This is a genomic window from Noviherbaspirillum sp. (assembly GCF_036846085.1).
Classification (GTDB): domain Bacteria; phylum Pseudomonadota; class Gammaproteobacteria; order Burkholderiales; family Burkholderiaceae_D; genus Noviherbaspirillum.
Genome location: NZ_DAIUCO010000390.1, coordinates 1 through 2,574, shown reverse-complemented (window position 1 = coordinate 2,574; position 2,574 = coordinate 1). Strand labels below are relative to the sequence as shown.

General features: G+C 60.8%; 4 protein-coding genes. 2 read left to right on the top strand and 2 right to left on the bottom strand.

The window, feature by feature from the left end:
• Both V7080_RS25135 and dapC read right to left on the bottom strand, forming a co-directional pair.
• Positions 1-524, bottom strand: a 524-nt coding sequence (locus V7080_RS25135; RefSeq protein WP_334191108.1) for a 2,3,4,5-tetrahydropyridine-2,6-dicarboxylate N-succinyltransferase, incomplete at its 3' end; no start/stop codon positions are given.
• A gap of 48 nt (positions 525-572) precedes the next feature.
• Positions 573-1,781: a succinyldiaminopimelate transaminase gene (gene dapC / locus V7080_RS25130; protein WP_334191107.1), complete on the bottom strand. Its 1,209-nt coding sequence runs from the start codon at positions 1,779-1,781 to the stop codon at positions 573-575.
• Between the two features lie 28 nt (positions 1,782-1,809).
• On the opposite strand from dapC, the gene V7080_RS25125 reads away from it, so the two are divergent.
• Together V7080_RS25125 and V7080_RS25120 are read left to right on the top strand one after the other, a co-directional pair.
• Positions 1,810-2,001 (top strand): hypothetical protein, encoded by a 192-nt coding sequence (locus V7080_RS25125; protein ID WP_334191106.1) that lies wholly within the window; start codon positions 1,810-1,812, stop codon positions 1,999-2,001.
• A 49-nt stretch (positions 2,002-2,050) separates the two neighbouring features.
• Positions 2,051-2,574, top strand: a 524-nt coding sequence (locus tag V7080_RS25120) for an AAA family ATPase (protein WP_334191105.1), incomplete at its 3' end; no start/stop codon positions are given.

The following is a 2,574-nucleotide window of genomic DNA, read 5'->3' as shown; positions in this document are numbered from 1 at the left end:
TCCAGCACGCCGCCGATGCCGACGCCGCCGGACAGGTGCACGTTCTTGCCGATCTGTGCGCAGGAGCCGACGGTAGCCCAGGTATCGACCATGGTGCCTTCGTCCACGTAGGCGCCGATATTCACATAGGACGGCATCAGCACGACATTTTTTCCGATGAAGCTGCCGCGGCGGGCGACCGCCGGTGGTACGACGCGGAAACCGCCCCTGGCGAAATCCTCGGCCGTGTAGTTGGCGAACTTGGTCGGCACCTTGTCATAGAACTGCATTGAATTGGCGCCGTTCATGCCTGCCTGCATCGGCAGGTTGTCTTCCAGCCGGAACGACAGCAGCACCGCTTTCTTCACCCACTGGTTGACGACCCAGTTGCCGCTGTCTTTCTGTGCGACCCGCAGGCTGCCCTGGTCGAGCTCGCGCAGTACATGCGCGACCGCATCGCGGATTTCGGCGGGCGCCGACTTGGGGGAGAAATTTGCGCGGTCTTCCCACGCCTGGTCAATGATCTGCTGAAGTTGTTGGCTCATCTGGAGTATGTAGTGAGTGATTGAATCTGGTTGAATCAGGATGCAGCGTCAGGATGCGGCGAGTTTCCTGGTGAATTCGACGATGCGGCTGGCGGCTTCGAGGCATTCATCGACTTCCGCCACCAGCGCCATGCGGACGCGGTTGCGGCCGGGGTTGACGCCATGCGCTTCCCGGGCAAGATAGCTTCCCGGCAACACCGTGACATTATATTCGGCATACAAGCGCCTGGCGAAGTCGGTATCCGAGATTGCAGCCCGTTTGTCGACGCCAGCCCACAGGTAAAAACCGGCATCCGGCAGTTCGACGTCCAGGACTTCACGCAGCATGGGCGTGACCTGGTTGAATTTCGCCATGTATTTCGCCCGGTTTTCCCGGACATGGGTCTCATCGTTCCAGGCCGCGATGGACGCGCTCTGGATGGATGGACTCATCGCGCTGCCGTGGTATGTCCGGTACAGCAGGAATTTCTTCAGGATATCGGCATCGCCGGCGACGAATCCGGAGCGCATGCCGGGTACGTTCGACCGCTTAGACAGGCTGGAAAAGCTCACCAGGCGCGGATAGTTGTGGCGGCCGAGTTTGTGAGCGGCTTCCAGTCCGCCCAACGGCGGTTCCGGCTTGAAATAGATCTCCGAATAGCATTCGTCGGCGGCGATCACGAACCCGTAACGGTCGGACAGGTCAAACAGCTCTTTCCAGTCGGACAGGGTCAGCACCGCACCGGTCGGGTTGCCGGGAGAGCAAACATATAACAATTGCACATGACGCCAGACCTCTTCCGGGACGCTGCGGTAGTCGGGCGCGAAATTGCGGGCGGGGTCGGAGTTGGCGAAGTAAGGCTGGGCGCCGGTCAGGTAAGCCGCGCCTTCATAGATTTGGTAGAACGGGTTCGGGCACATCACCAGCGCGCCGGGCACCGGGTCGATCACCGTATGGGCCAGGGCAAACAGCGCCTCCCGCGACCCGTTGACCGGCAGGACCTGGGTGGCCGGGTCCAGGGCCGGCAGGGCGTAACGCCGTTCGATCCAGCCTGCGATCGCCTTGCGCAAATCGTCGGAACCGGCGGTCGTCGGGTAGCTCGCGAGGCCAGGCAAGTGGTCGGCGAGCGCCTGGCAGATGAACGCCGGGGTAGGGTGCTTGGGTTCGCCGATGCCGAGACTGATTGCTTTATAGGCACTATTTGGCGTAATGCCGGCAAATAACTCGCGCAGCTTCTCGAATGGATAGGGTTGCAGTTTGTCTAGGAGCGGGTTCACGGCGCTGTATGCAATAGGATTGACGGGAATGGAAAGTGCCAAAGAACTGAAAAAGGTCGTCGCGCTGCGTGATGCGCCGGGACCGGAGGCGGCATTATACCGCCGCGGGCTGTGCGCCGTGCCCGGATCGGCCGGCGGAAATAATGCCCGGCAAGCCTGGAATGATATGATTAGCGCCTTTCAAGGCGGGCTCTTTCCGCGCCGTTCTTCCCCTGGTTGAGCCGCACCTGCGAGGCTCACATCGAAGTACTTTCTGAATAGTCAATAACGTGCGTTTAACTTCCATCAAACTATCCGGATTCAAATCCTTCGTCGAACCAACCAATTTCCAGGTGCCAGGGCAATTGGTCGGGGTGGTCGGTCCCAACGGATGCGGCAAGTCGAACATCATCGACGCGGTGCGCTGGGTTCTGGGCGAATCCAAGGCATCGGAACTGCGCGGCGAGTCGATGCAGGATGTGATTTTCAACGGATCGACCAACCGCAAACCGTCCGGACGCGCGTCGGTCGAGCTGGTGTTCGACAATGCCGACGGCCGGGCGGCGGGACAGTGGAGCCAGTACGCCGAAATCGCCGTCAAGCGCACGCTCACCCGGGACGGCACCTCCAGTTACTACATTAACAACCAGGCGGTGCGCCGGCGGGATATCCAGGACATCTTTCTCGGCACCGGGCTTGGCCCTCGCGCCTACGCCATCATCGGCCAAGGCATGATTTCCCGCATCATCGAAGCGCGGCCGGAAGAGCTGCGGATTTTCCTGGAAGAGGCTGCCGGCGTATCGAAATACAAGGA